Below are 23,524 nucleotides of genomic sequence, written 5' to 3'. Positions count from 1 at the left end.
GTTATCTTACAGAAAAATTGCAGCTGCAAGCAGGTAGGTTCCGTATTGCTGGTTGTTCTTGAAGGCATTGGATGTGAAGCTGAATGAATTGTACTCATCGTCGAGGAGGCTGATATGTCAGAGAATTCCGTTGTAGTGATTACCGGAGCAAACCGTGGCATTGGTCTGGAGCTTGCCCGGCTGTATGCGGGTCGCGGCTGTTCGGTCATCGGTGTGTGTCGGGAGGCCTCGCCGGAGCTGGAAGAAGTTGCCAAGCGGATCATCGAGAGCGTCGACGTGACGACCGATGAGGGCGTGGCCAAGCTCGTGGCTGGTCTTGAGGGTGAGCGTATCGATCTGTTGATCAACAATGCCGGTCTGCTGCAGGACGAGAAGCTGGGCAGTATCGATTTCGATTCTATCCGCACCCAGATGGAGATCAATGCCTATGCTCCTCTGAGAGTGGCTGAAGCCTTGTTCGAAAAAATCCCCTCTGGAGGGAAAATCGCCAACATCACCAGCCGCATGGGCTCTATCGCTGACAATGACTCCGGCGGCCGCTATGGGTACCGTGCTTCCAAGGCAGCGCTCAATGCCTTTGGCAAATCCCTGGCGATGGATCTGAAACCGCGGGGTATCGCCGTGGCGCAGCTGCATCCCGGCTATGTCCAGACCCGTATGGTGAATTTTGGTGGGTTGATCACCCCGGAAGAATCGGCAAGAGGCCTGGCAGAGCGGATTGATGGCCTGACTCTGGGGAATACCGGGTCGTTCTGGCATAGCAACGGCGAAGAGCTGCCATGGTAACCCTGAAATCATTTTCATTTGTTTGCATTGGAGTGAGGCAGAATTCCGTTTTAACGAGTATTCTTGTTACCTAAAAAGGAATTCTGCTGAAAATGAATAGTGCGACTACTCCAATGAATTATGAGCCTGAGCGGGAGCGCAGGCCCCAATTCTGGCGTCTGGCCATGCGGTGTGCCCAGATTGCCGGAACTGTGGACGTCATCTTCTTCTTTCTTTTTCATGCCTTGGGGTCGCCGATCCTGGCTTGGGTTAATGTGGTCAGCGTGGCCATGTACGCCGGGGCCTATTACGCGCTCAAATACCACAGGAACAGGATTGCGGTGGTACTCATCTGGGCCGAAGTGCTTGGTCATGCCGGCCTTGGTATTGTTCTGATTGGTTGGGAGAGCGGTTTCCACTATTACCTGCTGATGTTCATACCGGCGATTTGTGTGTCCGCATCACGGAAATGGGCCATCTATGCTCTGTTGGCCTTGTGGGGTTACTACATCGCCCTGGATGTCCTGATGTGGTACATCGCGCCGTTACAGCCGATTCCTCAAACGGCTCTGCATTTTGTTCATCTGTTTAACCTGAGCGTGGTCTTCGCCATGTTCAGTTACCTGGCTTCCTATTACCTCAGAATGGTGGTCACGGCCCAGCGCAAGCTCCGGGAAATGGCAACAACGGATTCACTGACCGGGCTTTTTAATCGCCGGCACATGACCTATCTGGCTGAAAAAGAACTGGCCCGGTTCAGCCGTAGCGGTCACCCGGTTGGCTTTCTTCTGCTGGATGTCGATCATTTTAAATCAATCAACGACGCCTATGGCCACGAAACCGGCGACCGGGTGTTGGGTTTTGTTGCCGATGTGATTCGTGAGGAGCTGCGGGCTCAGGACCTGATCGGTAGATGGGGTGGAGAGGAGTTTCTGGCCATCCTCCCTGATACGGATTCCGGCAAAGCGCAGGCAAGCGCGGAGCGGATACGAAATGCGTTTTTGGCCAGGGACTGGAGCGCGATTACTGGCGGTGATGCCGATGTTACGATCAGTATCGGTGTGAGCGAACTGCGAGCTGGCGAAGACCTGAGTGCCGCGGTCAGCAGGGCTGATGAAGCTCTTTACCGGGGTAAAACGGGCGGCCGTAACCGGGTAGAACTGGAAACCATCTGAAGGCCAAATCAAGGGGTAGTTTTATGAGTCTGGCAATTGCACTGCATGTTTTGTCCGCGGTTATCTGGGTTGGCGGTATGTTCTTCGCCTACATGGCGATGCGTCCGGCCGTGGTTGAGGTGGTGGAGGCCTCCCAGCGTGGCGTTCTTTGGTCCAGAACGCTTGAACGGTTCTTTCGCTGGGTGTGGCTTTCAGTTGTGTTGCTCCTGGTCACCGGTTACTGGATGATTTTCAGTGTGTTTGGCGGTATGGCCGGTGCTGGTTGGCATATTCATGCCATGCAGACGCTCGGGCTGGTAATGATGCTGCTCTACTTCCATGTGTATTTTGCCCCGTTCCGGCGGCTCAAGCAGGCTGTTGCAGACAAAGATCCTCAGGCTGGCGGTGTTCAGGTGGGAAAGATTCGCCGGCTTGTGGGTATCAATCTGGTCCTCGGCCTGATTGTGGTCGCCATAGGGTCTGGCGGTCGGTACCTGTAACCTGTTGAGTGCTCAGGAACCGATAATGTCTGATATTCGTAAAAGAGCCATTGCCGGCCTGAAAGCCGGGGATTCGTTTACCCTGGCGCGAACGTTCACTGAAGATGAGACCCTGTCCTTTGGTGAGATCAGCCGTGATCAGAATCCGGTCCACTACAGCGACGAGTTTGCGCAAGCCAAGAATCTAGAGGGCAAGATCTGCCATGGCCTGCTGGTTGGTGGGATGATCACGGAAGTGGGTGGGCAGATTGGCTGGCTGGCGTCCGGAATGAATTTTCGCTTCCGCCGGCCGGTGTATTTTGGCGACACCATCACCTGTGTTTTCACCATCACCGAGGTGGATGAAAGGAATCGGGCCCGGGCGGAAGCGGTACTCTCCAACCAGCACGGTGAGCCGGTTATCGAGGCCTGGTTGACGGGTGTTCTGCCCGGGCCAAGGGAACAGGAAGTGATGTCAGCCATGGTCGGCGAACAGAAAACGACGACTGGAGCCTGACCAGCACCGGCCAGTGCTTCAGTCCTCCTCTGCGTCCCTCATTCGTTCCTGTCGCTCCCACTCTTCTTCTTTTGCCGCATCGATGATTTCCATCAGTTCGTCGACGTTGGCAGCGGTGTCGTCGTGCAGGAAACAGCCGGTGAGTTTGCTATCCGGGTGGAGGTCGCCGGATTCGTAGAGCGCCCAGATCTCCTTGCCGTAATCAGTGTTCAGCAGTTCCGGCGCGAATCGGCCAAAGTACCGGCGCATATTGTCTACGTCGCGCTCCAGCATACGTTCCGCGTTGTTATTGCCGGACGCATTGACGGCCTGGGGAAGATCAATGATGACCGGTCCGTTGGCATCGACCAGAACGTTGAATTCCGACAGATCCCCATGAATCAGACCGGCACTCAACATGCGGACTACCTCGCGGATAACCTGAGCGTGGAAGTCACGGGCCTGTTCCGGGGAAAGGGTGACATCATCCAGCCTGGGTGCGGCCTTGCCATCTTCGTCCGCCACCAGTTCCATCAGCAGCACACCGTCCACGAAGCCCAGAGGTTGGGGAACCCGGACACCCGCGGCGGCAAGGCGGTAAAGGGCATCCACCTCGGCGTTGAGCCAGGCATCTTCCTGTTCCTTCTGGCCGTATTTCGTTTTCTTGCTCATGGCCCGGGCCCGACGACTGTTCCGGACCTTTCGGCCTTCCTGGTACTCCACAGCCTGCTTGAAACTCCGTTTCGAGGCTTCCTTGAAGACCTTGGCGCAGCGTGTCTGGTCTCCGCAGCGCACCACATAAACCTGCGCTTCTTTGCCGCTCATCAGCTGGTAGAGCACTTCGTCCACCATGCCGTCATCAACAAGTGGTTGTAATCTCTTCGGTACTTTCATAAAACCTTTCAGGCTGACAGTGAGTCGGCCAGCCACGTTCGTTGATCTGGAACAAGGCCGGATTCGGGCAGGGCAGGGACAATGACTGCTACGGAGCATAGCTTACATGAAAATCTTTTTCCTGATCCTGTTGATTCTGTTGGTTGCGGTCACCGTCGCTCTCTGGTTCTGGCGCCAGGCTGACCAGACCGCGGACCGGGCCGCCATGGCGAGATTGGTGGCTCTGCAGCCGACTGCACCGGAGCGTTTTGATCTTTCTCTTCTTCAAGGGCTGCCTGAGCCCGCCCAGCGGTATTTCCGGTACACCATTAAGCCTGGTACACCGCTCTACACCGTGGCCCGGATATCCATGAATGGACAATTCGGTATGGGCAATCGGGAGTCGCCCGACTACATGGACATGCAGGCTACCCAGGTGCTGGCCGTGCCCGAAGGGTTTATCTGGAAAATGAGCGCCAACCGCGGCCTGCTCCAGATTTCCGGCTCAGACACTGACCAGTGGACGCGGTTCTGGCTGATGGGGTTGCTTCCGGTTGCCCGAATGGGCGGCGACCCGGATCACACCCGTTCGGCATTCGGCCGGTATGTGGCAGAGGCGGTGTTCTGGACGCCGGCCGCCCTGCTGCCAGGCCCGGGTGTTGTGTGGACACTTGTTGATGTGAATACGGCGAGGGTGATTGTGCGCCATGAAGGTACAGAGCAGGCGGTGGATGTTGTGGTGGCCGACGACGGCCGGCCGCTTCAGGTGAGTTTTGACCGGTGGAGCAATGCGAATGCGGAAAAAGTCCATCGCTTGCAGCCTTTTGGCGGCGATCTGTCGGAGTTTCGGGAGTTCGAAGGATTTCTTTTGCCTACTCGCGTGGAAGCCGGGAATTTCTTCAACACGGACGATTATTTTCCGTTCTTCATTGGCGAGATCAGCAACATAGAATTTCCTCGATCCAGTGTCACCAGGAGTAGCGACTGATGTCCCTTGTGGTCATGCTCACCCAAATCGCCCTGCCAGTTCTCCTGTTGGTATGGTTGGCACGGTTCCCTGCCAAGGGACTGTTTGCACTTGGAGTGCAGGCAGTGTCAGTTGCAGCGGTACTCCTTGGCATCGGACTGGCGGCGCTGTGGACCATGCCCCCGTTCTGGACGCCTTACGTCTATTATGGGGTTTTCGCGCTCATCGTAGTGTTACATCTCTGGCAGGGGCGGTTTCAGGGTAACGGCCTCTGGCGAGTCTCAGCCGGGCAGACCTTATTTGTCCTTCTTGGGTTCGGTCTGGGCTGCTTTGGCGGGTACATGGCGTATATGGCCTATCAGGGGAGGACTGTGCCGCCGGTTGAGACCGTCAACATCGCACCGCCTTTCGGGCCTGGCACCTATCTGGTGGCCCATGGCGGATCCAACCTCATGGTGAATGTACATTTGAAAACACTGGATACAGCTATTGAGCGTTTCAGACCCTGGCAAGGACAGAGTCGGGCCCTGGATATTTTCCGAGTTTCTCCGCTGGGAATTCACAAGAACGGCTGGCTGGCTTCTGATCCGGCCCGCTATACAACATTCGGCACCCCGGTGGTGGCGCCCTGCGATGGCGAGATCGCGAAAGTTGTCGATGGCCGGGAGGATATGCCGGTTCCAGTGATGGATCGGGCTCATATGGCGGGAAACTATGTGGCGATCAATTGTGGCCGGTTCTTTGTGATTTTAGCCCATCTGAGAAAAGGCACCGTCGCGGTCTCTGCTGGTGACCAGGTGGCTGTAGGCGATTTACTGGGAGAAATGGGCAACTCCGGGAACAGTTCAGAGCCCCATCTGCATGTTCACGCCCAGCGAGGGCTGCCTGAGGAGGCGGCGTTTGCAGGTGAGCCGCTGGCGCTGACTATTGATGGTGCGTTTCCCGTAAGAAACGACAGGATCCGTATTGCAGAGCCTGTCGCCCAATAATTCCGCTTTACCGCACAACGAATACCGAAATATCACTGTGTCTGACGATATTGGCGCCGTTGGAGTGGAGAATGTGGAGCTTGTCGCCGATTCCCGGCGGATGAGAAGCCATCACCACCAGGTCTGCACCGGTGGTTTTAATAGCCTCAAGCAACTTGTCTTCAAGTTCCACTGCCGTATCGGCGGTCTCCATGACGATGCTGTCCGTACTGATGCCGTGGGATTTCCCCTGCTCCTCCGCGAAGACGGCCAGTTTCTCCCTGAGTTCTTTAGGGTTGTGGGCGGCCGCTCCCGGCGTGCTGTTGGTGACACTGACGTAGCAGAGGGTAGCTTTGTAATGCTTGGCAATATCTATGGAGGTATTGAGCGCCTTCACCATTTTATCGGTATGGGCGAGGTCGACCGGAACGAGGATCTTGCTGTACATAAGAGTTCTCCTTTTCTGCTTGAGACGCAGAACATTGGTCAGTTCTTCTGCATTCAGATTGGCAGTGTCCTTTTGGGTATGTCAAAAAAAGCCCGGTGAAGTTCACCGGGCTTTTGCGGTCGGAGGCTGCTGGTGGCCGTTATACCAGATTGTAAAGGAACACCACGGCGATACCGGCAGGCGTTAGATAACGCAGTATGAACATGAACGCCTTGTAGCTGCTTCCTTGCAGGCCAAAATCGGCCGGTAGGCCCTCACGTTTCATTGCCCATCCGGCAAACAGTGCAATGGCCAGTCCGCCGAGGGGCATCATAAGGTTGGAGACCAGGAAGTCGAGCAGATCGAAGACCGTCTTGCCTTCGAAGAACGGGATAAAACCGAGCGGGTGCACGCTGTCCCAGACGTTGAACGACAGCACGGTGCCGATGCCGATAAACCAGATCGCGAGCCCGCCACCAAGGGCGCTTTTCGCCCGGCTGACGCCTTTGTGTTCTTCCAGCCATTCGACCACCGGTTCCAGCATGGAAATGGCCGAGGTGATGGCTGCTACCAGTAGCAGAGCAAAGAAAATGGTGCCGAATAGAGCGCCACCACTCATCTGACCAAACGCCAGTGGCAGGGTGACGAAGATCAGGCCGGGGCCTGCGCCTGGCTCAAGACCATTGGCAAATACCAGCGGAAAGATGGCCAGCCCCGCGAGAAGGGCAACACTGGTGTCCACGACAGCAATGGTCATCGCGGTCCGCGCAATGTTTACGGTTTTTGGCAGGTACGAGCCGTAGGCCATCAGAACGCCAATGCCGATACTCAGGGTAAAGGCCGCGTGCCCCAGGGCGGTCAGTACACCGGCGGTGGTGAGCTTGCTGAAGTCCGGCGAGAACATGAAGCTTACGGCCCGGCCGAAGCTGCCGCTGTTCATGGCATAGATCACCATCGCTACCAACAGCACGAACAGCAGTGGCATCAGCATATTCACGGCTTTCTCAAGCCCGGAACGAATGCCCCGACCCACGATGAACACCACGATCGCCATGAAGACGGAGTGCCACATCAGCAATTCCCACGGATTGGCCAAAAGCCCGCCGAACTGGCCGCCAATGGCTTCTGCATCGGCACCGGTAAACAGTCCGGTTGCGGCCTTGCCGATATAGACCAGAGCCCAGCCGCCAATCACTGCGTAGAAAGACAGCACCAGGAAGGACGCGATAACGCCATTCCAGCCGATGGCCCGCCAGCCCCTCGCGGTGCCTTCGGTTTTGGTCAGGGTGCGCATGGTGGCCACGGGGCTCTGGCCGCCGCGTCGACCAATCATGGTCTCGGAAATCAGCACTGGCACGCCGATCAGGAAGATACAGGCCAGGTAAATCAGAACGAAGGCGCCGCCGCCGTTCTCGCCAGTAATGTACGGAAACTTCCAGATGTTGCCGAGGCCCACCGCCGAGCCGGCAGCAGCCAGGATAAAGGCCATCCGTGAGGACCAGAGGTTATTGGCCTGCTGGTGTGGTTGGGTACTCTCACTCATTTTTCTCTCCGGCTAATTGTTTTTGTCGGATTGATTGGTTGTTGTCGAAAAATATTTACTTGCCGAGAACCTCGCGCAGGGCTGACGCCACTTGTGGCAAGACGCGGTCGTTCAGGCCGGCGACGTTTACGCGGCTGCTCTCCAGCATGTAGATGCCGTGTTCCTTCCTTAACCGGCCAACCTGGTCCGAGCTGATACCCAGAAAGGAGAACATGCCTCGCTGACGGGCGATGAAGTCGAAATCGCCCACCGGCGCGAGTGCGTCTGCAAAGGCGTGACGCAGGTGCAGAATGCGCTCGCACATGCCGCCAAGCTCCTTTTGCCACTGGGACCGAAGGCCGTCATTGCCGAGGATGGTCTCCACGATCGCGGCACCATGGGCCGGCGGCATTGAATAATGGGACCGGATGACGCTCAGCAGCTGGCTGGTGGCGGCCGCATTCACGGTTGCCGTTCCTGAAATCAGGGCGAGGGCGCCGGTGCGCTCCCGGTAGAGACCGAAGTTCTTGGAGCATGAGGCTGCGACCAGCATTTCCGGTACCGCGCCGGCCAGATGCCTCAGGCCGGCCGCATCCGCGTCCAGGCCTTCTCCGAGCCCCTGGTAGGCCATGTCCACGAACGGCAGCAGGCCCTTGCGCTGGATTAGGCTGGTCACTTCCTGCCATTGGTCCAGACTCAGGTCGGCGCCCGAGGGGTTGTGGCAGCATCCGTGAAGTAGCACCACATCGCCCGGAGCTGCCTGTTCCAGGCTTTCCAGCATGGCGCCGAAGTCTACCTGCAGCGTCTGTGGATTGAGGTACGGATATTCGCGAATAGTCAGGGCGGCGCCACCAAGCAGAGGCAAGTGGTTGGCCCAGGTGGGCGTGCTGACCCAGACTTTTGTGTCCGCTTTGCACAGGCGCAGAAACTCGGCGGCCATACGCAGGGCGCCGCAGCCGCCCGGAGTCTGGATGACCGATACTCGACCGTCGCGGACCAGTGGGCTGTTGCTGCCCAGGATCAGCTCCGACATGGCGCTGTTGAACCCGGCGGAACCGGCAGGCCCCACGTAGCTCTTGGTGGTTTCACCTTCAAGCAGGCGACGCTCGGCCTCGTGCACGGCGGCCATGATGGGTGTATTGCCTGCGTCATCCTTGTAGACACCGATTCCCAGATCCACCTTGTCCGGCCGGTCGTCTTCACGGAAGGTCTGCATCAACTGCAGGATCGGATCCTGGGGCAGGGGCTGGAGTGCTTCAAACATGATTGGCCTCCTCGTTAGCCTGTTGGGTGCGAATCAACGTCGGGCGACCGGTATCCAGCGCCTTAATCAGCTGAGTCTGCTTTTCACGAATGCTTTCTGCCGCATGCTCTCGCACCGGGCCGTACCCGCGGACATCGGCAGGCAGCTCGGCAAGCTGCAGGAAGGTTTCGTAGTTGCTGGCGTTGAGCTCACGACCGATGCGGTCTACCAGGCTCTGATAGTCCTTCAGCATGGCCCGGTCCAGCTTGCGGTCGGCAGAATAGCGGAACGGATCGATTGCGGTTCCGCGCAGGCCGCGAAGTTTCGCCAGCAGCCGGAAGGCCCGGAACATCCAGGGGCCGAACCGACGCTTTTTCGGGCGACCCTGGGCATCGGTCTCGCCGCTGAGCAGGGGTGGGGCCAGATGAAAGTGGACTTTGAAGTCACCCTCGAAGGTTTCATTAACCTCTTTCATGAAGTCGGTTTCAGCAAACAACCGGGCCACTTCGTACTCGTCCTTGTAGGCCATGAATCGGTAAAGCTGTTGAGCCACAGCACGAGTCAGCAGAAGGTTGGTCTCGCCCAGGGTTTCCTCAGCTTTGCGGACTCTGGCAACACTCTCGCTGTATTGGTCTGCCCAACGCTGGTTCTGGTAGTTGACCAGATGCTTGTGACGGGTGTTGATCAGTTCGTCCAGGGTCTGTTCGGGTTTTACCTCAACGACCTGGGTCTTGTTGTCGTCCAGCAGATCCGTGACTGCGCTCGGATCCACGGCCGCCAGTCGGCCCCATCCGAAGGCCTCCTTGTTCCGCTCGATGGCGACGCCATTCAGCTCGATGGCCTTCATCAGAGCCGCCTCTGAAAGAGGCAGCAAGCCCTTCTGCCAGGCGAACCCGAGCATCATGACGTTGGAGAATACGGTGTCGCCCATCAGTTTCTCCGCAATGCCATTGGCGTCGAGCTGGTCGAATTGATCCTCACCAACCGCATCCTGTAGCAGGCCAAGGCGTTTGTCGGCCTTCATATCGGCGTCCCGGAAAAGCACATAATCGGCAGTGGGGAGCTCCGCTTCATTGGCAACAATCCGGGTGTGGTTTGGCCGGAGCACGCTCAGGGCCTTCTGGGAAGACGCCACTACCAGGTCACAGGCGATGACCGCATCGGCCTGGCCATTGCTGATCCGCACCTGATGGAGCTTGTCCGGGGACGGTGCCATACGAACGTAGCTCAAGACCGTGCCGCCTTTCTGGGCGAATCCCATGAAATCCAGTACCGAGGCACCGCGTGATTCCAGGTGCGCCGCCATAGTGATCAGTGCACCGACAGTAACAACGCCCGTACCGCCAACACCGCCCACCAGCAGATCGTAGGAGCCTGTCAGTTCGGGCAGCATGGGGGCTGGAATATCAGCCAGCTTGCGGGTGAGTACGGAGCCGGTGTCAACGCCCCGGGATTTGCGCAACTGACCGCCTTCAATGGTCACGAAGCTGGGGCAGAATCCGTTAACACAGGAGAAGTCCTTGTTGCAGGAGGACTGGTCGATCTTCCGCTTGCGTCCCAGCTCTGTCTTGCGGGGCACAACCGAGAGGCAGTTGGACTGTACCGAACAGTCGCCGCACCCTTCACAGACGTGGTGGTTGATGAAGGCACGCTTGGCTGGATCCGGAAACTGCTTGCGCTTGCGACGGCGGCGCTTCTCGGCGGCACAGGTCTGGTCGTAGATCAGCACGGTACAGCCAGGGATGTCACGCAATTCGCGCTGCACCTGGTCGAGCTCGGACCGATCGTGGAAGGTGACCCCCTTGGGGAACAGGTCATGATGGCCATCGTATTTCTCGGGCTCATCGCTGAGCACAACAACCCGATTCACCCCTTCTGCGGCCATTTGCTGGGCAATCCTGTCGACGGTGATCTGCCCGTCCACAGGCTGACCGCCGGTCATTGCCACAGCATCGTTGAACAGGATCTTGTAGGTAATGTTGATACCGGCTGCTACCGCCTGGCGAATTGCCATGGAACCGGAGTGGAAGTAGGTACCTTCGCCCAGGTTCTGGAATACATGGGGATTGCCAGTATATCGGCTCTTTCCGATCCAGTTGACGCCCTCACCACCCATCTGGATGAGGGATTCGGTGTTCCGGCCCATCCAGGACGCCATGAAGTGGCAGCCTATGCCCGCCAGGGCCTTGCTGCCCTCAGGCACCTTGGTGGAGGTGTTGTGGGGGCAGCCAGAGCAGAAGTAGGGCATGCGCTTGACGCCCCCCGGATCCTGGGCGGTGGTCATGGCACTGATTTCAGCCATGCGCTCGCTGAAATCCACCGAGAAAAATCTGCCCAGACGGTCGGCCAGGAAGCCCGCAACCAGTTTGGGGCTGAGCTCGCCGACGTATGGGATCAGCGGTCGGCCCAGCTCATCCTGCTTACCGGTGATCAGAACCTCGCCGGGGCGATCCGGCTCTGACATGTACTCCTTGATCTGGCTCTCGATGATGCCGCGCTTTTCTTCGATCACGAGCACTTCTTCCTTGCCGTGAACGAAGTCCAGGATGCCGCGACGTTCCAGGGGCCAGACCATACCCACCTTGTAGATATCCAGCCCCATGTCCCGGGCCTGGTCTTCATCAATGCCGAAAAGATCCAGGGCTTCGAGCAGGTCAAGGTGGCCCTTGCCGGTAGTGACAATACCGAAGCGGGCTTCCTTGTTCTCGAACAGGCAACGGTCAATGCGATTGGCGCGGGCAAAGGCCTGAACGGCTGCGAGTTTGTGCTCAATCCGGGTTTCCAGTTGCGGCCCCGGCAGGTCCGGCCACCGGTAGTGGAGGCCGCCCTCCGGAGCCGTGAAGTCGTCCGGGGTAACGAAATCCGGCTCCGGTGGAATTTCGACAGAGGCTGCGCTTTCCACGGTTTCCGAGATTGCCTTGAAACCGACCCAGCAGCCGCTGTAGCGGGACAGGGCATAACCCCAGAGCCCGAACTCCAGGTACTCGGCGATGTTGGCCGGGTTAATGGTGGGCATGAAGAAGCTCATGAATGCCACATCGGACTGATGAGGCATGGACGATGACACGCAACCGTGGTCGTCACCTGCTACCACCAACACGCCACCGTGAGGGGAAGATCCGTAGGTGGTGCCATGTTTCAGGGCGTCGCCGGCGCGGTCCACGCCGGGCCCCTTGCCATACCAGAGACCGAAAACGCCTTCCACTTGCCGGTCCTCATCGGTCTCGACCTGCTGGGTACCCAGCATGATGGTAGCCGCAAGATCCTCGTTAATGGCGGGGACAAAATCGATCCGGTGCTCGTCCAGCAGGTCCTTGGCTTGCCAGAGCGCCTGGTCAACTGCACCGAGGGGAGAGCCGCGATAGCCACTGACCAGACCGGCCGTGTTCAACCCTTGTTTTCGATCCAGGGCAGCCTGCATCAATGGAATTCGGACCAGGGCCTGTGTGCCGGTCAGGAACACCCGACCGGATTCCCGCAGGTAGCGGTCTTCGAGTTTGTAATCGTCGAGTTCTGGGGTATCGGCGGACATGGCGCCCTCCTTTTTGTCGATTTTATGACCAAAATTTTAGAGGTAAGTCCGCAAAAGGTGCTTGCTTATTGGGTAAGGGTTTCGAGAATTTGCGAAAGGATATTTGATATATAACAATAAGAAGAAAGAAACTTTGACAAAAATCAGGTGTTACCAAATGAAACAGGTAGAACTGGACAAGCTGGATCGGAAAATCCTCTCCGTACTGCAGCAGGATGGGCGCATCAGCAATCAGCTACTGGCAGAACAGGTGGGGTTGTCACCGGCCGCTTGCTGGCGTCGGGTGCGGACACTTGAGGAAAGCGGTGTGATTCAGGGCTATAGCGCGAGAGTGGATCCGGAACGCATTGGCCAGGGGCTGTGCGTGCTCGTCAATCTGTCACTGCAGCGGCACAACATCGATAGCACGGCGGAGATTGAGCAGCGGGTGAGCAGTTATCCGGAGGTGCTTCAGTGCTTTGCGGTAACCGGTAATGCCGATTTCGTACTCAGGGTGATCGTACCGGACATGGCCAGTTACGATCGGTTCCTGAACGAAAAGATCTTCACCCTGCAGGGCATTGCCCAGGTGAATTCAAACTTTGCGTTGCGGGAGATAAAGAATACCGAGACGATCCCGGTGGAAGGCATTCAGTAGGTTCGGGACGGGTCACCTAAACGAAAAAAGGCAGCCGAAGCTGCCTTTTTCTGAACGTATCGTCTGTTATTTACAGAGCGACTACGTTTTCCGCCTGGGGACCTTTCTGGCCCTGGGTAACGGTGAACTCGACCTGCTGGCCTTCAGCCAGAGTTTTGAAACCGCCGCCCTGAATAGCGCTGTAGTGAACAAAAACGTCCGGGCCGCTTTCGCGAGTGATAAAGCCAAAACCTTTTGCTTCGTTGAAAAACTTAACGTTGCCGGTAACTGTAGACATAATATACTTTCCTGATTTCAATCGTTTAATGTGCCGTCAGATCATTTTCATGATGCCTGATCGGCGGTATGCGGAAACAAAAAACTGGCGTGATCAAAAACAGGACGTGCTACTTATTACAGCTGAGCGGTCTTATTGATGAAATGCTTTGCTAAATCTTTCCAACGAAGCCCACTGTACTCCTGCCGCTGTTAAAAGCAAAGCTATTTCTTATAGGCATAAACCGGGGTGATGGAATTCCCGGTGCCAAGGCTGTCCAATCTGCGCGGCTTGGCAATAGCGAAGCCCTGGGCGTAGTCCACCTGAATCTCCTTCAGGGTATCCATGATTTCCATATCTTCCACGTATTCGGCAATGGTCTGAAGATCCAGGAAATGGCAAAGCTCATTGATCGACCTCACCATGGCGTAGTTCGTCAGGTTGGTCGCCATGTCACGAACGAATACTCCGTCAATCTTCACGAAGTCTACTGGAAGCTTTTGGATATAGGCGTAGGACGACAGACCGGTACCAAAATCATCGAGAGCGAACCGACAATTGAGTCGCTTCATCTCGCGCATGAAATCGGAGGCAAAATGGAGATTGGCGACGGCAGAGGTTTCGGTTACCTCAAAACAGAGCTTGTGGGCCAGCTCCGGATTCGCTCTGAGGTTGGATTCCAGACCGAGCATGAAGCTGTCATCGCTCAACGACGAGCCTGACAGGTTGACGTTGAGAGTGGCAATCTTGGCGAGCGCCTCAGGGTTGTCTCGCATCCAGGCCAGCACTTCAGAAACGACCCATAGGTCAACCCGCATGCTGCGTTTGAATTGTTCCGCGGCTTCGATATAGCCTTGAGGTGAAATTTCCTTGCCTGAGCTATCTTTGAGGCCCAAAAGGAGCTCATACATGGTACCTTCGCCATTTTTTGGCTCAAGGGCTACGATCGGCTGGGCCCGGAGATAGAGACTGCCATCACGGATAGTCCGGTCAATTTCGGTCACCCAGTGTGGCATGCCAATCTTTGAATGGTCAGGGTTGGCCTTGGCCAGATCTATCCGGTTGCCCCCCTGTTTTTTTGCCGATTTCAGTGAAAGGCTGGCTTGATTCAGCAGATCGCCGGGAGAGCTTTCAATACCGGATACTGGCCGGATACTGATGCTTACAGTGGCTCCGTACTCTGCTGGCCCATGGCGGAAAACCTGCTGCTCGAAGTTGCGGCGGAAGGATTCTGCGAAGTCGAGGCAGTTTTCCGTGCTTATGCCATTGATGAGCGCCGCAAATTCGTTGCCACTGATCCGCCCGATCTGGGATTCCGTGAATTGTGACCTGCATTGTTCACGAAGCTGACCAGCCACTTGTTGAAGCAGTGTGTCGCCTGCTTCTGCGCCGTAAGAGGCGTTGATGACGCTGAATTCATCGATATCCAACACCATAAGAGCAGAGGCAGTGTCATCCGAATCGGGGGCGGTGGAGTTGATCTGCTGAGAGATCTGTTTCTCGAAATCATGGCGGTGCATACAGCCAGTCAGGGCATCGTGGGTTGCCTGAAAATTGAGCTTCCGGTAAACATCTTCAACGATGCTGAACAGGCTTTGGTCGAGGAATGGAATGTCTCCGCTCTCAACCAGCCAGGCTTCGCCTTCTGCGAGTTTCTGCACAAACTCCGGGAACCCGTAACTGACTTCGCTCATGCCTTTGGGCGAAAGAAAGACAAACCGGAGCGAATCCTCGCCGCCCCACACCAGCCTCAACCGGCGGGTATCGCCAGTATCCAGTCGAACCTCAACCCAGTCGCCTACGGAAATCCCCTTTGCCCTCGAGGCCCAGCGACTGTCTTCAAGCTCCGGGGGCAGTAAAGCCGGCGCTTCATCGGCTTCGCCGTACTCATCCACCCACGTGGTTTCCGCTTCCACGTCGCCCTCGAGAATTCCGGATAACTCGTCAACAACCGGCCTCACCCGGGAGACTTCCCCGGCGGTTTTCAGCTCCCGTTCGATGAACTGCAGCATGACGCTGCTCTCCAGCTCCCGTTCAAATGCCAGCTCTTCGGAGGTGCCGGCAGGCGACAGCCAGGCCTGGAGCTGTGCAACCACATCAAGCAGTTCCTCACAATGCCGGCTTTCCGGACCTTCTCTGAGCATGGTCAGGACGATCAGTTGCTCCCAGCCGGCCTGAAGAATGCGGATCAGAATCTTCGGAACCTGCCTGTTGCTCAAGAGCACGTTCAGCCGTTCCCGGGCTTCCTTACGAGTCTGGCGCAGGCGCTCCTTGCCTTCGAGGGTTTTGGCCAGTCGTTCCGAGTTACGGATAAACGATTGATCCTGCTGCTCAACAAGTTGTTTCAGGCGTTCGCCCAGATTTTCCATCAGGTTCGGATCCGATACCTCGATCTCTGTTAGCTCTTCGATGATATCGGCGACCGTCGCCTCCAGCTTCTTGCTTGAGACTCTTTCGGCAAGACAGATGTGCATCAGGTCATTGATAATATCCCTGGCCGGGTGGTCGCCGGCATTCAGAAAATCCGGTGTTTCAACCAGCGTTTCGAACACGGGTAGCCGAAGTTTTTGCAGCTGGTGGCGAAGCGAGCCCGACAGTTCTTCGTGGCTTTTCAACGGCGCGAACAGTCGGTCCACCAGATTGGCCTTCTCCACGGCCGTGCGGTCCAGTGAGCTGGCAAGGTCGGAGTCCGAGTTTGCCAGTTCCCGGAGCAGTCCTGCCATATCTGGTTCATCGTCGTGCAACCGGTCCAGGAGTTCGCGGCGCCGGGAACGGAGGTTTTCCGAGAGCTTCGGATTGGGCGCCTCCCAGTCCGAGAGTTCGGAAGAAGGGCCTGACTCCAGTGCCATCAATTGGAGCAGCGAGCGACCGACCGACGGCGACCCGGGCGCCTCGTGCCCTGCGTGGTTGGTTTCCGACGTATCCTCGGGCGAGTCTTCGGTGGCCTCGGTTGCTGAACCTGAGTCGGTCGATGCGTGGTCCCGGTCCCGGAGTGACCAGTTTGCAGGCAGCTCGGTGATATCGAGGGCCTCGAGGCCAGCTCTTCGGCAGTCATTGATCAGGGACCGTATAGCCGCGGGCCAGATCCTAACCAGAGCATTTTCCCATGCCCGGTAAATGGTAAGACGGTGCTCCCGGGCAATGCCCAGATGGTCGACCATGTATTGCAGGCAAACACACAGCGCCCTTGGTGTCAGCGGGTTGTCGTCATCGTTGACGTCCTGCCGGAAAATCTGGTTCAGAAACTGGTTGAGCAAGAAAGTTGCGTCGGTATTTGCTTTGCTTATTCTGGTGGCGATGGCTTGTAAATCCAGCCAGTCTTCAAACTCGTGCTGTTGCAGCAGGTGCAGCTCCTTGCTGCCGGCCCGGGACTCGGTGGCGGGCTCAAGGATCGCCTGATTGGCCTGGAACTGGGCCTGGAAATCCTGGAGCATTCGCTGCTGGCGGCTCTGGAAAATGAAGCGCATATCCTTGAGCCGGGTGATTTCACGTAGCTCGGCTGCCTGTTCCAGGTCGGCTTCAATGCCCTCGAAGGTGCCTTCCATAAATTCCGGAAGTAACTGTTCCAGAAGCCGCCGACAATGCTGGTAGTAAAGCTGTTTGAGTGAAGGATCCGGTGCCGCCGTTTCAGGCCGATTCCTTACAGAGCGCTGTAACAAACGATCAATGTCGTTCTTCAGTTCCTCGGTGTTCCCCGTTATTTCAAGCGAAATGCCGCTACCGTGGCCGGTCTGAACTGCGCCCCTGTAACGGAGGTGCTGTTCTTCACTGTCGTTATTGAGGAAAACATGCAGATCCGCCTGGGCAGCGGCGGACGATGACAACTGGTCGAGTACAGCAGGCGACGAAAAGTCCTTCAGGCTGAGGCGCAGCACCTGTTTGTCCAGGACTACACTGTCAATGACACAGCCACAAGGCATCAGGCCAGGCGTGACGACAACCGCATCCTTGCTGATTCTGGAGTGTTTTGCGTTGAGCCGGGCCATTGACCGCCTTCCTGAGCAGTGAAAAGTGAAGCTGTGTTCAGTTTTATCCCTGAGTGCAGTGTAATTTGAACGTTATCAAACGCAAAGTGAATCTATTAAAGCGACACGTATAATCCATGGCAGTACCAAAAGCCACGGTTGCATTATAGACGCTCTGCAGCTCTCAGCATAAGATCCTTGCCAAGCTCATAGCAGGCAAAATCCTTTGCCAGATAAAGGTTTCCCCGATAGATGCCCCTGGCTTCGGATTCGATCTCACCAATGTGTGGATAGGCATCCGGATTAAGCTGGTATCGGGAGCTGAAGTGAGTAAGCACGAGATTCGCGACACCTGCGGCCTCGGCGAAGCGGGCTACCTGGGCAGCGGAGCTGTGTTGTGGCCATGGGCCGACCCGGTCAGAGACTTCCTGCGTGTAGGTTGCTTCATGAATCACCACCTGAACATCGGTGCTCGCTTCCAGAAGCAGGTCGGGCTGGTCGTTGTCACCGGCGACGATGACTTTGCGCGGTTTTCTGGCAATTCGGGTGTATTCATCGCAACGGGCAAGGCGCCCGTCTTCCAGTACCACGTCCTGGCCCTGTTGCAGCTGGCCCCAGGCCGGACCGGCCTTAATACCAGCAGCTTCGAGCCTGTCCCGCAGCAACTGGCGCTCCAGGTTCTTTTCCGTGAACACAAAGGCCCGGCAGGAGACGCGATGGGACAGGGGTACTGCAGTAACCGACAGGAAGTCGTCTTCCCAGTGGAAACTCTCCGCTTCGGAATCGACAAATCTCAGTTCGAAACTGAGGCTGGAGTCACTGTTGCCAAGGGCTGCCTCAACGAAGGTTATCACCGGACGGGGGGCGATCAGATAGAGCGGGGCAGTTCGGCCAAGCATAGAGGCACTGGTGAGCAGTCCTGGCAGTCCGAACGTGTGGTCGCCATGAATGTGAGTGATAAATATGGCCTGCAGCTGCATCACCGAATGGTGCGTTCTCAATAGCTGGTGCTGGGTGCCCTCGCCGCAGTCGATCATGTACCAGTGCTTCGGTCCGCCGTGGCTCAGCGCCAGACCGGTCACATTGCGGGATTTTGTGGGCGTTCCGGCTGAAGTGCCGAGGAAGGTGAATTCCATGCCAGGCCTTTTCGGGTTAACGTGTCGACTCTCTGTCCGCCATAATACGAAGGTAGCAGAATTGAGACACCATTAGCTGGGGCGACCGGCAATGAGCCGGTTTGTGACATATTTATAAGGAGTGCTGTCTTGTCTGAGTTGTCCAGTTACGAGAGTTTTTCGATTGAGGTCAAAGACCATATCGCCTATGTTCAGTTCAGCCGTCCTGAGGCCCTGAACACCATGAATAGGGCGTTCTGGCTCGAGCTGCCCCGGTGTATGCAGGAGATTGAGGCCAACACCGACGCCCGCGTGATCGTAATCTCCTCCACCGGCAAACACTTCTCCGCCGGCATGGATCTGGGCGTGTTCAGCGATCCCAAAGCCGTGCCCATGAATGGTGATCCCGGGCGCATGGCGGAAAACCTTCGCAGGGTTGTGCTGCAATTGCAGGATACTCTGACCTCCCTGGAAAAAATCCGGCTTCCCGTGCTGGCAGCCATCCACGGTGGCTGTATCGGTGGTGCTCTGGATCTGGTGTGCGCCGCTGACAGCCGTTATTGCACGGAAGATGCCTACTTCACCATCAAGGAAACCGAGCTGGGCATGACCGCCGACGTTGGCACGCTCCAGCGCCTGCCCAAACTCATGCCCGAGGGTATGGTTCGTGAACTGGCCTATACCGGCCGCAAATTTTCCGCCACTGAAGCACAGAGTCTGGGCTTTGTGAACGCCGTCTACGCCGACCAGGAATCCATGCTGGCCGAGGTTATGGCCATTGCCGGCCAGATTGCAGCGAACTCACCACTGGCCGTCACTGGCTGCAAGGAAATGCTTAATTACAGTCGCGACCACAGCGTCGAAGACAGCCTTAAGTACATGGCCACCTGGCAGGCCGGCATGTTCCGCCCGACGGACATGATGAAATCCTTCCAGGCCAAAGCCCAGAAGCAGGCGCCGCAATACGATGCGCTGTTTCCGGTGAAGCCCTTGTTCGATCAGTAAATGGCGTTGGGTAAACGACGAAAATCCGGTATCTCCTCTAATGCCGCGCTGTTATTCCAGGGCGGCATTGGCGTTCTCGGATTAGTGGCCATACTGTTATTCGGAGTTCCGGTGCTGCTCGTCGGTCCGGGCCTGTGGCCGAGCATGCTCCTGGGGGCGCTCGGAGCCATTCTTACCTACGCCGCCTTGCTGTTGCTTACGCGGGTTCCCGGCTTGTTCCCGGAGAACCTTGAGCGTCAGATGCAGGGTTTGTATGACTTTGCCTCCAGCTACTCCCCGGCGGTACTCATTCTGCTTTCCCTGTTGGCCGGTGTTGGCGAGGAACTGCTATTCCGGGGCGCAATCCAGGGCTGGCTGATGGCAAAGACTGACCCGGTAACGGCCGTGCTGGCGGCATCGGTGCTGTTCGGGCTGGTGCACTACGTATCGTTTACCTATTTTCTGGTGGCAACCGGACTCGGTTTGATACTGGGTGCGGTCTATGTGCTATCGGAAAGCCTGGTGCTGGTCATGGTCTGGCATGCACTTTACGACATGATTGCCTTGTATTGCCTGCTCCGGTTTCCACGCTGGTTTGGTGTCCGGATCGTGAATCCCGGCGCCAACCGGCCTCACGAATAGTCGACATCTTCCCGGCCGGCACTCTTGCGCGCTTCAAAGCTGGCCAGCTCAACGTTGATGGCATTGGTTGAGATCTGGATTTCATACAGCGAATACAAGAGTGAGAAAGACAGCAGTACCAGACTGGCGCCGAACGCCACCACGCCAGGGAGGTTTGCGCCGAGGAAAAGCAGGAACATGGAAACCGTGCACAGGAAGAAACTGAGCACCCCGTAGGCCTGCATGCGTTTGGTCAGCACGATCCGTTTGCGCAACATGCCGATCTGCCGGGCGATCAGCGCGTGGTCTTCCTCGGTGTCCATCTGCTTGAGCTGACGTATGAGCTGTGCCAATACGAGAAACCGGTTGGTATAAGCCAGCAACAGCAGTGAAATCGCCGGGAAGAGCAGGGCAGGCGTTGTCAGGTCCAATCTGGTGTCCTTTTGCGTGAGGGTGTGTGAGCTGGTCTACCAGCTCCCGGAGCGCAGCCGCTGGATCGTTTTAACCGGCCGATTGTAAATATACACCCAGGCCGGCCCGTGGCGAGTGTCCATGGTCTGGCGGATATACAGGCTGCTCTGCGGGCGTTCAGGAAAGAAGTCTTCCAGTTCATCCAACGCTTTCAGCATCGGATCTGTTACCGCATAAACTTCCACCCGAACTCCCGGGGAGGGTTCTTCAATGGCACCGGGGTAGGGCCCCAGGTGGTACAGACTCAGTTCCGGCTTCCAGTCGGTTCCGACAAACCGGGCGCCTCGCAGAACATGGCTGTTGTTACGGCCTCGTTTCAATGTGCCGTAGACGGCCACAAGGTGCTTCAGTCTGATCTCTGTTCTCCCTCTTTCACACGCTTGAATGAAGCATGGCGGCAGACCGCAGAGCGTTGGTCAGGCGGTCCATCACACCCCCGCCATGGCGCCAGAAGTGCCAGTATAGCGGCACTTCCAGGGTTTGTTCAGGGGCGATGCTTACCAGCCGTCCCGCAGCAATTTCCGGGCGGGCCTGCATTTCCGGAATCATGCCGTAGCCCATACCCGCCAGCGCCAGTTTTACAAAACCTTCCGAGGAAGGGCAAAGGTGGTGAGGGAAGGTGCCGTGATAGCCGCACTGGGCCAGGAACCTGTGTTGCAGCTGGTCATTCGGCCCGAAAACGATGGCCGGGGCATTCTGCAGGCTGTTTTCGCTGAGGCCGTTCCCGAAATAGCGTTGAGCATAGTCCGGAGTTGCCAGTGGCATATAGGTCATAGTGCCAATGGGGACGCATCGGGCACCGGCAACAGGCTGAGGGCTGCTGCAAAGACAGGCAGCTACATCCCCTTCGCGCATTCGGCGAAGGCCTATGTCCTGGTCCTCGACTACGAGATCCAGCAGCAGGGTTTCGTCCGCGCAGAAACTGCCCACGGCGGCTGCCCACCAGGTGGCCAGACTGTCGGCATTCAGGGCGATGCGCAGTCTCGCTGTGGGTTCCGAGAGCGCAGGGATGGATTTGGTCAGGTCTCGCTCAAGCAATTGGACCTGCTGAACGTGGTTGAGTAACCGTTGTCCGGCCGGTGTGGCCTTGAGTGCCGGGCTGCGTACCAGAACCGGTTGCCCCAACCGGATTTCAAGCGTTCGAATGCGTTGGGAAATCGCCGACTGGCTCAGCCCGAGCGCCAGGCCGGCGCGTTCAAAGCCTCCGCATTCAACAACCGTCGCCAGCGCTTCCAGCAATTTGTAATTAATCATAAGTAAAACTGATGCAGCATTATGAGTATGAATTTCAAGTATAAGTGTAAAGCGGTAACGTTGCGCCATTCATTGAGGAGAAACCAACGTGCTTGAGAGTTACCTGACCGGGTTGATTGTGTGTGGCGGCATTATCGTTGCGATCGGTGCGCAGAATGCCTACTTGCTGAGCCAGGCAATTCGCCGGGAGCATCATTGGTGGTCAGCCGGCCTGTGTATGGTGGCCGATATAACCCTGTTTACCCTGGGCATGTTCGGCATCAGTGCAGCCCTGATGGCCATGCCGGAGGCCCTGGAGATTCTGCGGTGGCTGGGTGTGGCCTTCCTGGGCTGGCTTGCGATCCAGTCCTTTGTCCGCGCCAGCCGCGGCAGGGCGGCTCTTGAAGCGGGTGAGGTAACAAAACGAAGCCTTAAAGCCGTGGTGTTCACGACACTGGCGGTCACCCTGCTCAATCCGCAGGTCTATCTGGATACGCTGCTGTTGATCCCGGCTGTCGGAGCCCAGCAAGAGGACGCGACCACCTTCGTGGCCGGTGCGAGCAGTGCCTCGATTCTCTGGTTTGGCCTGCTTGCGTGGGGCGGCTCGGCGCTGGCGCCCATCCTCTCCCGGCCGCTGGCCTGGCGGATTATCGATGGTGTCATCGGAATCATGATGGCCGCGATCGCCCTGCATCTCACGTTCAGTGGTCTTTAATATTCAAACGATCGTATGAATTTCTTGCATCGGCACGCGCCGGGTTGGAAGATAGCGTGCTATTGAATTTGCAGTCATTTTTACCACCGAGGATATTTCATGAACGCCACTGTACGTCGCTGGCTTGCCAGTGCCGGGGCCATGCGCCGTGTTCTTTCTACGTTTGCTCCCTATATCGGTGCTGGAATCCGGGTGACCCACATTGCTGAGGATTTCAGCACGGCCCGGGTGGAAATGGGCCAGCACTGGTACAACACCAATTACGTGGGTACTCACTTTGGCGGCTCGCTCTACAGCATGGTTGACCCCATGTACATGCTGTTGCTGATGCGACGACTGGGCAACGACTACATCGTGTGGGATAAATCGGCGAGTATCGATTTTATCCGCCCGGGCAAGGGCAAGGTGATGGCCCGCTTTGAGCTGACCGATGAGCGTGTTGACGAGATCCTGGCCGCAACGGCAGACGGAGGCAAAGTGCTGCCCGAATGGGACGTGGAGATTGTTGATGAATCAGGTGAACTTGTGGCCAGGGTGCACAAAATTCTTTACGTTCGCCGGAAGAGAGGCTGAATCAGATTGGCCAGCCCCTCTCAGTCAAAGCGCCGCGCCTCGGTCAGGCGGCCTTTCCAGTAATAGCCACTGATTGACGACTGGATAACGCCGGCAGATGTTGATGCGTGGATAAACCGGTCGCCGCCCATGTAGATACCGGCGTGCTGCTCCTTGCCGCCAATCCGGAAGAACACCACATCGCCCGGCCGAATCTCGCCGGGATGAACCACATCGCCATTGGCGAGCATCTGAGTCGTGGTTCGAGGCAACCGTTTGCCCAGGCCTTCCTGGTAGGCAGTAAGGATGAATCCGGAGCAATCGAAGCCGTTGCCAGAGGTGCCGCCGTATTCATAGGGGGTGCCCCGATAACGCTCGAACACCTGCCAGAGCTTTTTTGCCCTGTCTGACGATGACGCCTCAGCGGGCGCTGACTGTAGCCCCGCGGAAGAATCCGGCTGCAAATGACCACTGCCGGCGCAGCCGCCCAGCGCAAGCGCCGCGAGTGCCAGCAATAAGAGGTTCCGCAAGGAATAGCGCATTCTGGAT

Annotated in this window: 23 protein-coding genes; 11 read left to right on the top strand and 12 right to left on the bottom strand. The window is 57.2% G+C overall.

Annotated features, from left to right (window positions below):
* Positions 1 to 114: 114 nt before the first annotated feature.
* From CFT65_RS15760 to CFT65_RS15745, 4 genes are all read left to right on the top strand, one after another.
* Complete coding sequence (locus CFT65_RS15760) at positions 115 to 786, top strand: SDR family oxidoreductase (RefSeq protein ID WP_088829010.1); 672 nt, start codon at positions 115 to 117, stop codon at positions 784 to 786.
* Positions 787 to 878: 92 nt separating this feature from the next.
* Entirely contained in the window at positions 879 to 1,940 is a 1,062-nt protein-coding gene (locus CFT65_RS15755; RefSeq protein WP_088829009.1) for a GGDEF domain-containing protein, read from the top strand.
* Positions 1,941 to 1,963: 23 nt separating this feature from the next.
* Positions 1,964 to 2,419: a CopD family protein gene (locus tag CFT65_RS15750; RefSeq protein ID WP_088829008.1), complete on the top strand. Its 456-nt coding sequence runs from the start codon at positions 1,964 to 1,966 to the stop codon at positions 2,417 to 2,419.
* 25 nt (positions 2,420 to 2,444) lie between these two features.
* On the top strand, positions 2,445 to 2,915 hold the full coding sequence (locus CFT65_RS15745) for a MaoC family dehydratase (protein ID WP_088829007.1): 471 nt from the start codon (positions 2,445 to 2,447) through the stop codon (positions 2,913 to 2,915).
* Positions 2,916 to 2,933: 18 nt separating this feature from the next.
* Here the strand turns inward: CFT65_RS15745 and CFT65_RS15740 are convergent, their stop codons facing one another.
* A complete protein-coding gene (locus tag CFT65_RS15740) occupies positions 2,934 to 3,788 on the bottom strand; it encodes a PA4780 family RIO1-like protein kinase (protein WP_088829584.1) in 855 nt (284 codons plus the stop codon).
* A gap of 106 nt (positions 3,789 to 3,894) precedes the next feature.
* Between CFT65_RS15740 and CFT65_RS15735 the strand changes: the two genes are divergently transcribed.
* Together CFT65_RS15735 and CFT65_RS15730 are read left to right on the top strand one after the other, a co-directional pair.
* The gene (locus CFT65_RS15735; RefSeq protein ID WP_088829006.1) at positions 3,895 to 4,755 is read left to right on the top strand and encodes a DUF6544 family protein; all 861 of its coding nucleotides are present in this window, start codon (positions 3,895 to 3,897) and stop codon (positions 4,753 to 4,755) included.
* On the top strand, positions 4,755 to 5,723 hold the full coding sequence (locus CFT65_RS15730) for a M23 family metallopeptidase (protein ID WP_088829005.1): 969 nt from the start codon (positions 4,755 to 4,757) through the stop codon (positions 5,721 to 5,723). Before CFT65_RS15735 ends, CFT65_RS15730 begins: the two co-directional genes overlap by 1 nt.
* 7 nt (positions 5,724 to 5,730) lie before the next feature.
* Here CFT65_RS15730 and CFT65_RS15725 read toward each other — a convergent pair whose 3' ends face one another.
* The 4 genes from CFT65_RS15725 to CFT65_RS15710 all read right to left on the bottom strand — a co-directional run bounded on the left by CFT65_RS15725 (position 5,731) and on the right by CFT65_RS15710 (position 12,426).
* Entirely contained in the window at positions 5,731 to 6,150 is a 420-nt protein-coding gene (locus CFT65_RS15725) for a universal stress protein (RefSeq protein ID WP_088829004.1), read from the bottom strand.
* Between the two features lie 139 nt (positions 6,151 to 6,289).
* Entirely contained in the window at positions 6,290 to 7,672 is a 1,383-nt protein-coding gene (locus tag CFT65_RS15720) for a sodium-dependent transporter (protein ID WP_088829003.1), read from the bottom strand.
* A 55-nt stretch (positions 7,673 to 7,727) separates the two neighbouring features.
* Positions 7,728 to 8,915, bottom strand: coding sequence for an aromatic amino acid transaminase (locus CFT65_RS15715; protein WP_088829002.1), 1,188 nt, complete (start codon positions 8,913 to 8,915; stop codon positions 7,728 to 7,730).
* Entirely contained in the window at positions 8,908 to 12,426 is a 3,519-nt protein-coding gene (locus CFT65_RS15710; protein ID WP_088829001.1) for an indolepyruvate ferredoxin oxidoreductase family protein, read from the bottom strand. Before CFT65_RS15710 ends, CFT65_RS15715 begins: the two co-directional genes overlap by 8 nt.
* A 157-nt stretch (positions 12,427 to 12,583) precedes the next feature.
* On the opposite strand from CFT65_RS15710, the gene CFT65_RS15705 reads away from it, so the two are divergent.
* Positions 12,584 to 13,063, top strand: a complete 480-nt coding sequence (locus tag CFT65_RS15705; RefSeq protein ID WP_088829000.1) for an Lrp/AsnC family transcriptional regulator — start codon at positions 12,584 to 12,586, stop codon at positions 13,061 to 13,063.
* 70 nt (positions 13,064 to 13,133) lie between these two features.
* Here CFT65_RS15705 and CFT65_RS15700 read toward each other — a convergent pair whose 3' ends face one another.
* The 3 genes from CFT65_RS15700 to CFT65_RS15690 all read right to left on the bottom strand — a co-directional run bounded on the left by CFT65_RS15700 (position 13,134) and on the right by CFT65_RS15690 (position 18,420).
* Entirely contained in the window at positions 13,134 to 13,340 is a 207-nt protein-coding gene (locus tag CFT65_RS15700) for a cold-shock protein (RefSeq protein ID WP_008176018.1), read from the bottom strand.
* Between the two features lie 203 nt (positions 13,341 to 13,543).
* Positions 13,544 to 17,305, bottom strand: coding sequence for a DUF1631 family protein (locus CFT65_RS15695; RefSeq protein WP_088828999.1), 3,762 nt, complete (start codon positions 17,303 to 17,305; stop codon positions 13,544 to 13,546).
* Positions 17,306 to 17,448: 143 nt separating this feature from the next.
* Complete coding sequence (locus CFT65_RS15690) at positions 17,449 to 18,420, bottom strand: ribonuclease Z (protein ID WP_088828998.1); 972 nt, start codon at positions 18,418 to 18,420, stop codon at positions 17,449 to 17,451.
* A 138-nt stretch (positions 18,421 to 18,558) separates the two neighbouring features.
* On the opposite strand from CFT65_RS15690, the gene CFT65_RS15685 reads away from it, so the two are divergent.
* Entirely contained in the window at positions 18,559 to 19,404 is an 846-nt protein-coding gene (locus CFT65_RS15685) for a crotonase/enoyl-CoA hydratase family protein (protein ID WP_228705903.1), read from the top strand.
* Entirely contained in the window at positions 19,405 to 20,025 is a 621-nt protein-coding gene (locus tag CFT65_RS15680; RefSeq protein ID WP_172408502.1) for a CPBP family intramembrane glutamic endopeptidase, read from the top strand. It abuts the gene before it with no gap.
* On the opposite strand, the gene CFT65_RS15675 is transcribed toward CFT65_RS15680, so the two are convergent.
* Genes CFT65_RS15675 through CFT65_RS15665 form a run of 3 tightly spaced genes read right to left on the bottom strand, consistent with a single transcriptional unit; the run spans position 20,016 to position 21,729 of the window.
* A complete protein-coding gene (locus tag CFT65_RS15675) occupies positions 20,016 to 20,435 on the bottom strand; it encodes a DUF2721 domain-containing protein (protein ID WP_088828996.1) in 420 nt (139 codons plus the stop codon). The two genes, CFT65_RS15680 and CFT65_RS15675, sit on opposite strands and share 10 nt — an antisense overlap.
* Before the next feature lie 36 nt (positions 20,436 to 20,471).
* Positions 20,472 to 20,813: a gamma-glutamylcyclotransferase family protein gene (locus tag CFT65_RS15670; RefSeq protein WP_228705870.1), complete on the bottom strand. Its 342-nt coding sequence runs from the start codon at positions 20,811 to 20,813 to the stop codon at positions 20,472 to 20,474.
* Between the two features lie 34 nt (positions 20,814 to 20,847).
* A complete protein-coding gene (locus CFT65_RS15665) occupies positions 20,848 to 21,729 on the bottom strand; it encodes a LysR family transcriptional regulator ArgP (protein WP_088828994.1) in 882 nt (293 codons plus the stop codon).
* Between the two features lie 88 nt (positions 21,730 to 21,817).
* Between CFT65_RS15665 and CFT65_RS15660 the strand changes: the two genes are divergently transcribed.
* Together CFT65_RS15660 and CFT65_RS15655 are read left to right on the top strand one after the other, a co-directional pair.
* Positions 21,818 to 22,423 carry a LysE/ArgO family amino acid transporter gene (locus CFT65_RS15660; RefSeq protein WP_088828993.1) on the top strand — a complete coding sequence of 202 codons (606 nt, stop codon included), beginning with the start codon at positions 21,818 to 21,820 and terminating at the stop codon, positions 22,421 to 22,423.
* 99 nt (positions 22,424 to 22,522) lie between these two features.
* The gene (locus CFT65_RS15655) at positions 22,523 to 22,996 is read left to right on the top strand and encodes a DUF4442 domain-containing protein (protein WP_088828992.1); all 474 of its coding nucleotides are present in this window, start codon (positions 22,523 to 22,525) and stop codon (positions 22,994 to 22,996) included.
* Between the two features lie 20 nt (positions 22,997 to 23,016).
* Here the strand turns inward: CFT65_RS15655 and CFT65_RS15650 are convergent, their stop codons facing one another.
* Positions 23,017 to 23,517 (bottom strand): C40 family peptidase, encoded by a 501-nt coding sequence (locus CFT65_RS15650; RefSeq protein WP_088828991.1) that lies wholly within the window; start codon positions 23,515 to 23,517, stop codon positions 23,017 to 23,019.
* Positions 23,518 to 23,524: the final 7 nt, after the last annotated feature.

The sequence above is a fragment of the Marinobacter sp. es.048 genome, assembly GCF_900188435.1.
Classification (GTDB): domain Bacteria; phylum Pseudomonadota; class Gammaproteobacteria; order Pseudomonadales; family Oleiphilaceae; genus Marinobacter.
Note: the sequence above shows the minus strand (reverse complement) of the source record. Positions and strands in the feature narration are given on the sequence as shown.

Excerpts from the sequence above, each read along its gene's own strand:
- CFT65_RS15760 (WP_088829010.1), top strand. The coding sequence starts at position 115 with ATGTCAGAGAATTCCGTTGTAGTGATTACCGGAGCAAACCGTGGCATT.
- CFT65_RS15755 (WP_088829009.1), top strand. The coding sequence starts at position 879 with ATGAATAGTGCGACTACTCCAATGAATTATGAGCCTGAGCGGGAGCGC.
- CFT65_RS15750 (WP_088829008.1), top strand. The coding sequence starts at position 1,964 with ATGAGTCTGGCAATTGCACTGCATGTTTTGTCCGCGGTTATCTGGGTT.
- CFT65_RS15745 (WP_088829007.1), top strand. The coding sequence starts at position 2,445 with ATGTCTGATATTCGTAAAAGAGCCATTGCCGGCCTGAAAGCCGGGGAT.
- CFT65_RS15740 (WP_088829584.1), bottom strand. The coding sequence starts at position 3,788 with ATGAAAGTACCGAAGAGATTACAACCACTTGTTGATGACGGCATGGTG.
- CFT65_RS15735 (WP_088829006.1), top strand. The coding sequence starts at position 3,895 with ATGAAAATCTTTTTCCTGATCCTGTTGATTCTGTTGGTTGCGGTCACC.
- CFT65_RS15730 (WP_088829005.1), top strand. The coding sequence starts at position 4,755 with ATGTCCCTTGTGGTCATGCTCACCCAAATCGCCCTGCCAGTTCTCCTG.
- CFT65_RS15725 (WP_088829004.1), bottom strand. The coding sequence starts at position 6,150 with ATGTACAGCAAGATCCTCGTTCCGGTCGACCTCGCCCATACCGATAAA.
- CFT65_RS15720 (WP_088829003.1), bottom strand. The coding sequence starts at position 7,672 with ATGAGTGAGAGTACCCAACCACACCAGCAGGCCAATAACCTCTGGTCC.
- CFT65_RS15715 (WP_088829002.1), bottom strand. The coding sequence starts at position 8,915 with ATGTTTGAAGCACTCCAGCCCCTGCCCCAGGATCCGATCCTGCAGTTG.
- CFT65_RS15710 (WP_088829001.1), bottom strand. The coding sequence starts at position 12,426 with ATGTCCGCCGATACCCCAGAACTCGACGATTACAAACTCGAAGACCGC.
- CFT65_RS15705 (WP_088829000.1), top strand. The coding sequence starts at position 12,584 with ATGAAACAGGTAGAACTGGACAAGCTGGATCGGAAAATCCTCTCCGTA.
- CFT65_RS15700 (WP_008176018.1), bottom strand. The coding sequence starts at position 13,340 with ATGTCTACAGTTACCGGCAACGTTAAGTTTTTCAACGAAGCAAAAGGT.
- CFT65_RS15695 (WP_088828999.1), bottom strand. The coding sequence starts at position 17,305 with ATGGCCCGGCTCAACGCAAAACACTCCAGAATCAGCAAGGATGCGGTT.
- CFT65_RS15690 (WP_088828998.1), bottom strand. The coding sequence starts at position 18,420 with ATGGAATTCACCTTCCTCGGCACTTCAGCCGGAACGCCCACAAAATCC.
- CFT65_RS15680 (WP_172408502.1), top strand. The coding sequence starts at position 19,405 with ATGGCGTTGGGTAAACGACGAAAATCCGGTATCTCCTCTAATGCCGCG.
- CFT65_RS15665 (WP_088828994.1), bottom strand. The coding sequence starts at position 21,729 with ATGATTAATTACAAATTGCTGGAAGCGCTGGCGACGGTTGTTGAATGC.
- CFT65_RS15655 (WP_088828992.1), top strand. The coding sequence starts at position 22,523 with ATGAACGCCACTGTACGTCGCTGGCTTGCCAGTGCCGGGGCCATGCGC.
- CFT65_RS15650 (WP_088828991.1), bottom strand. The coding sequence starts at position 23,517 with ATGCGCTATTCCTTGCGGAACCTCTTATTGCTGGCACTCGCGGCGCTT.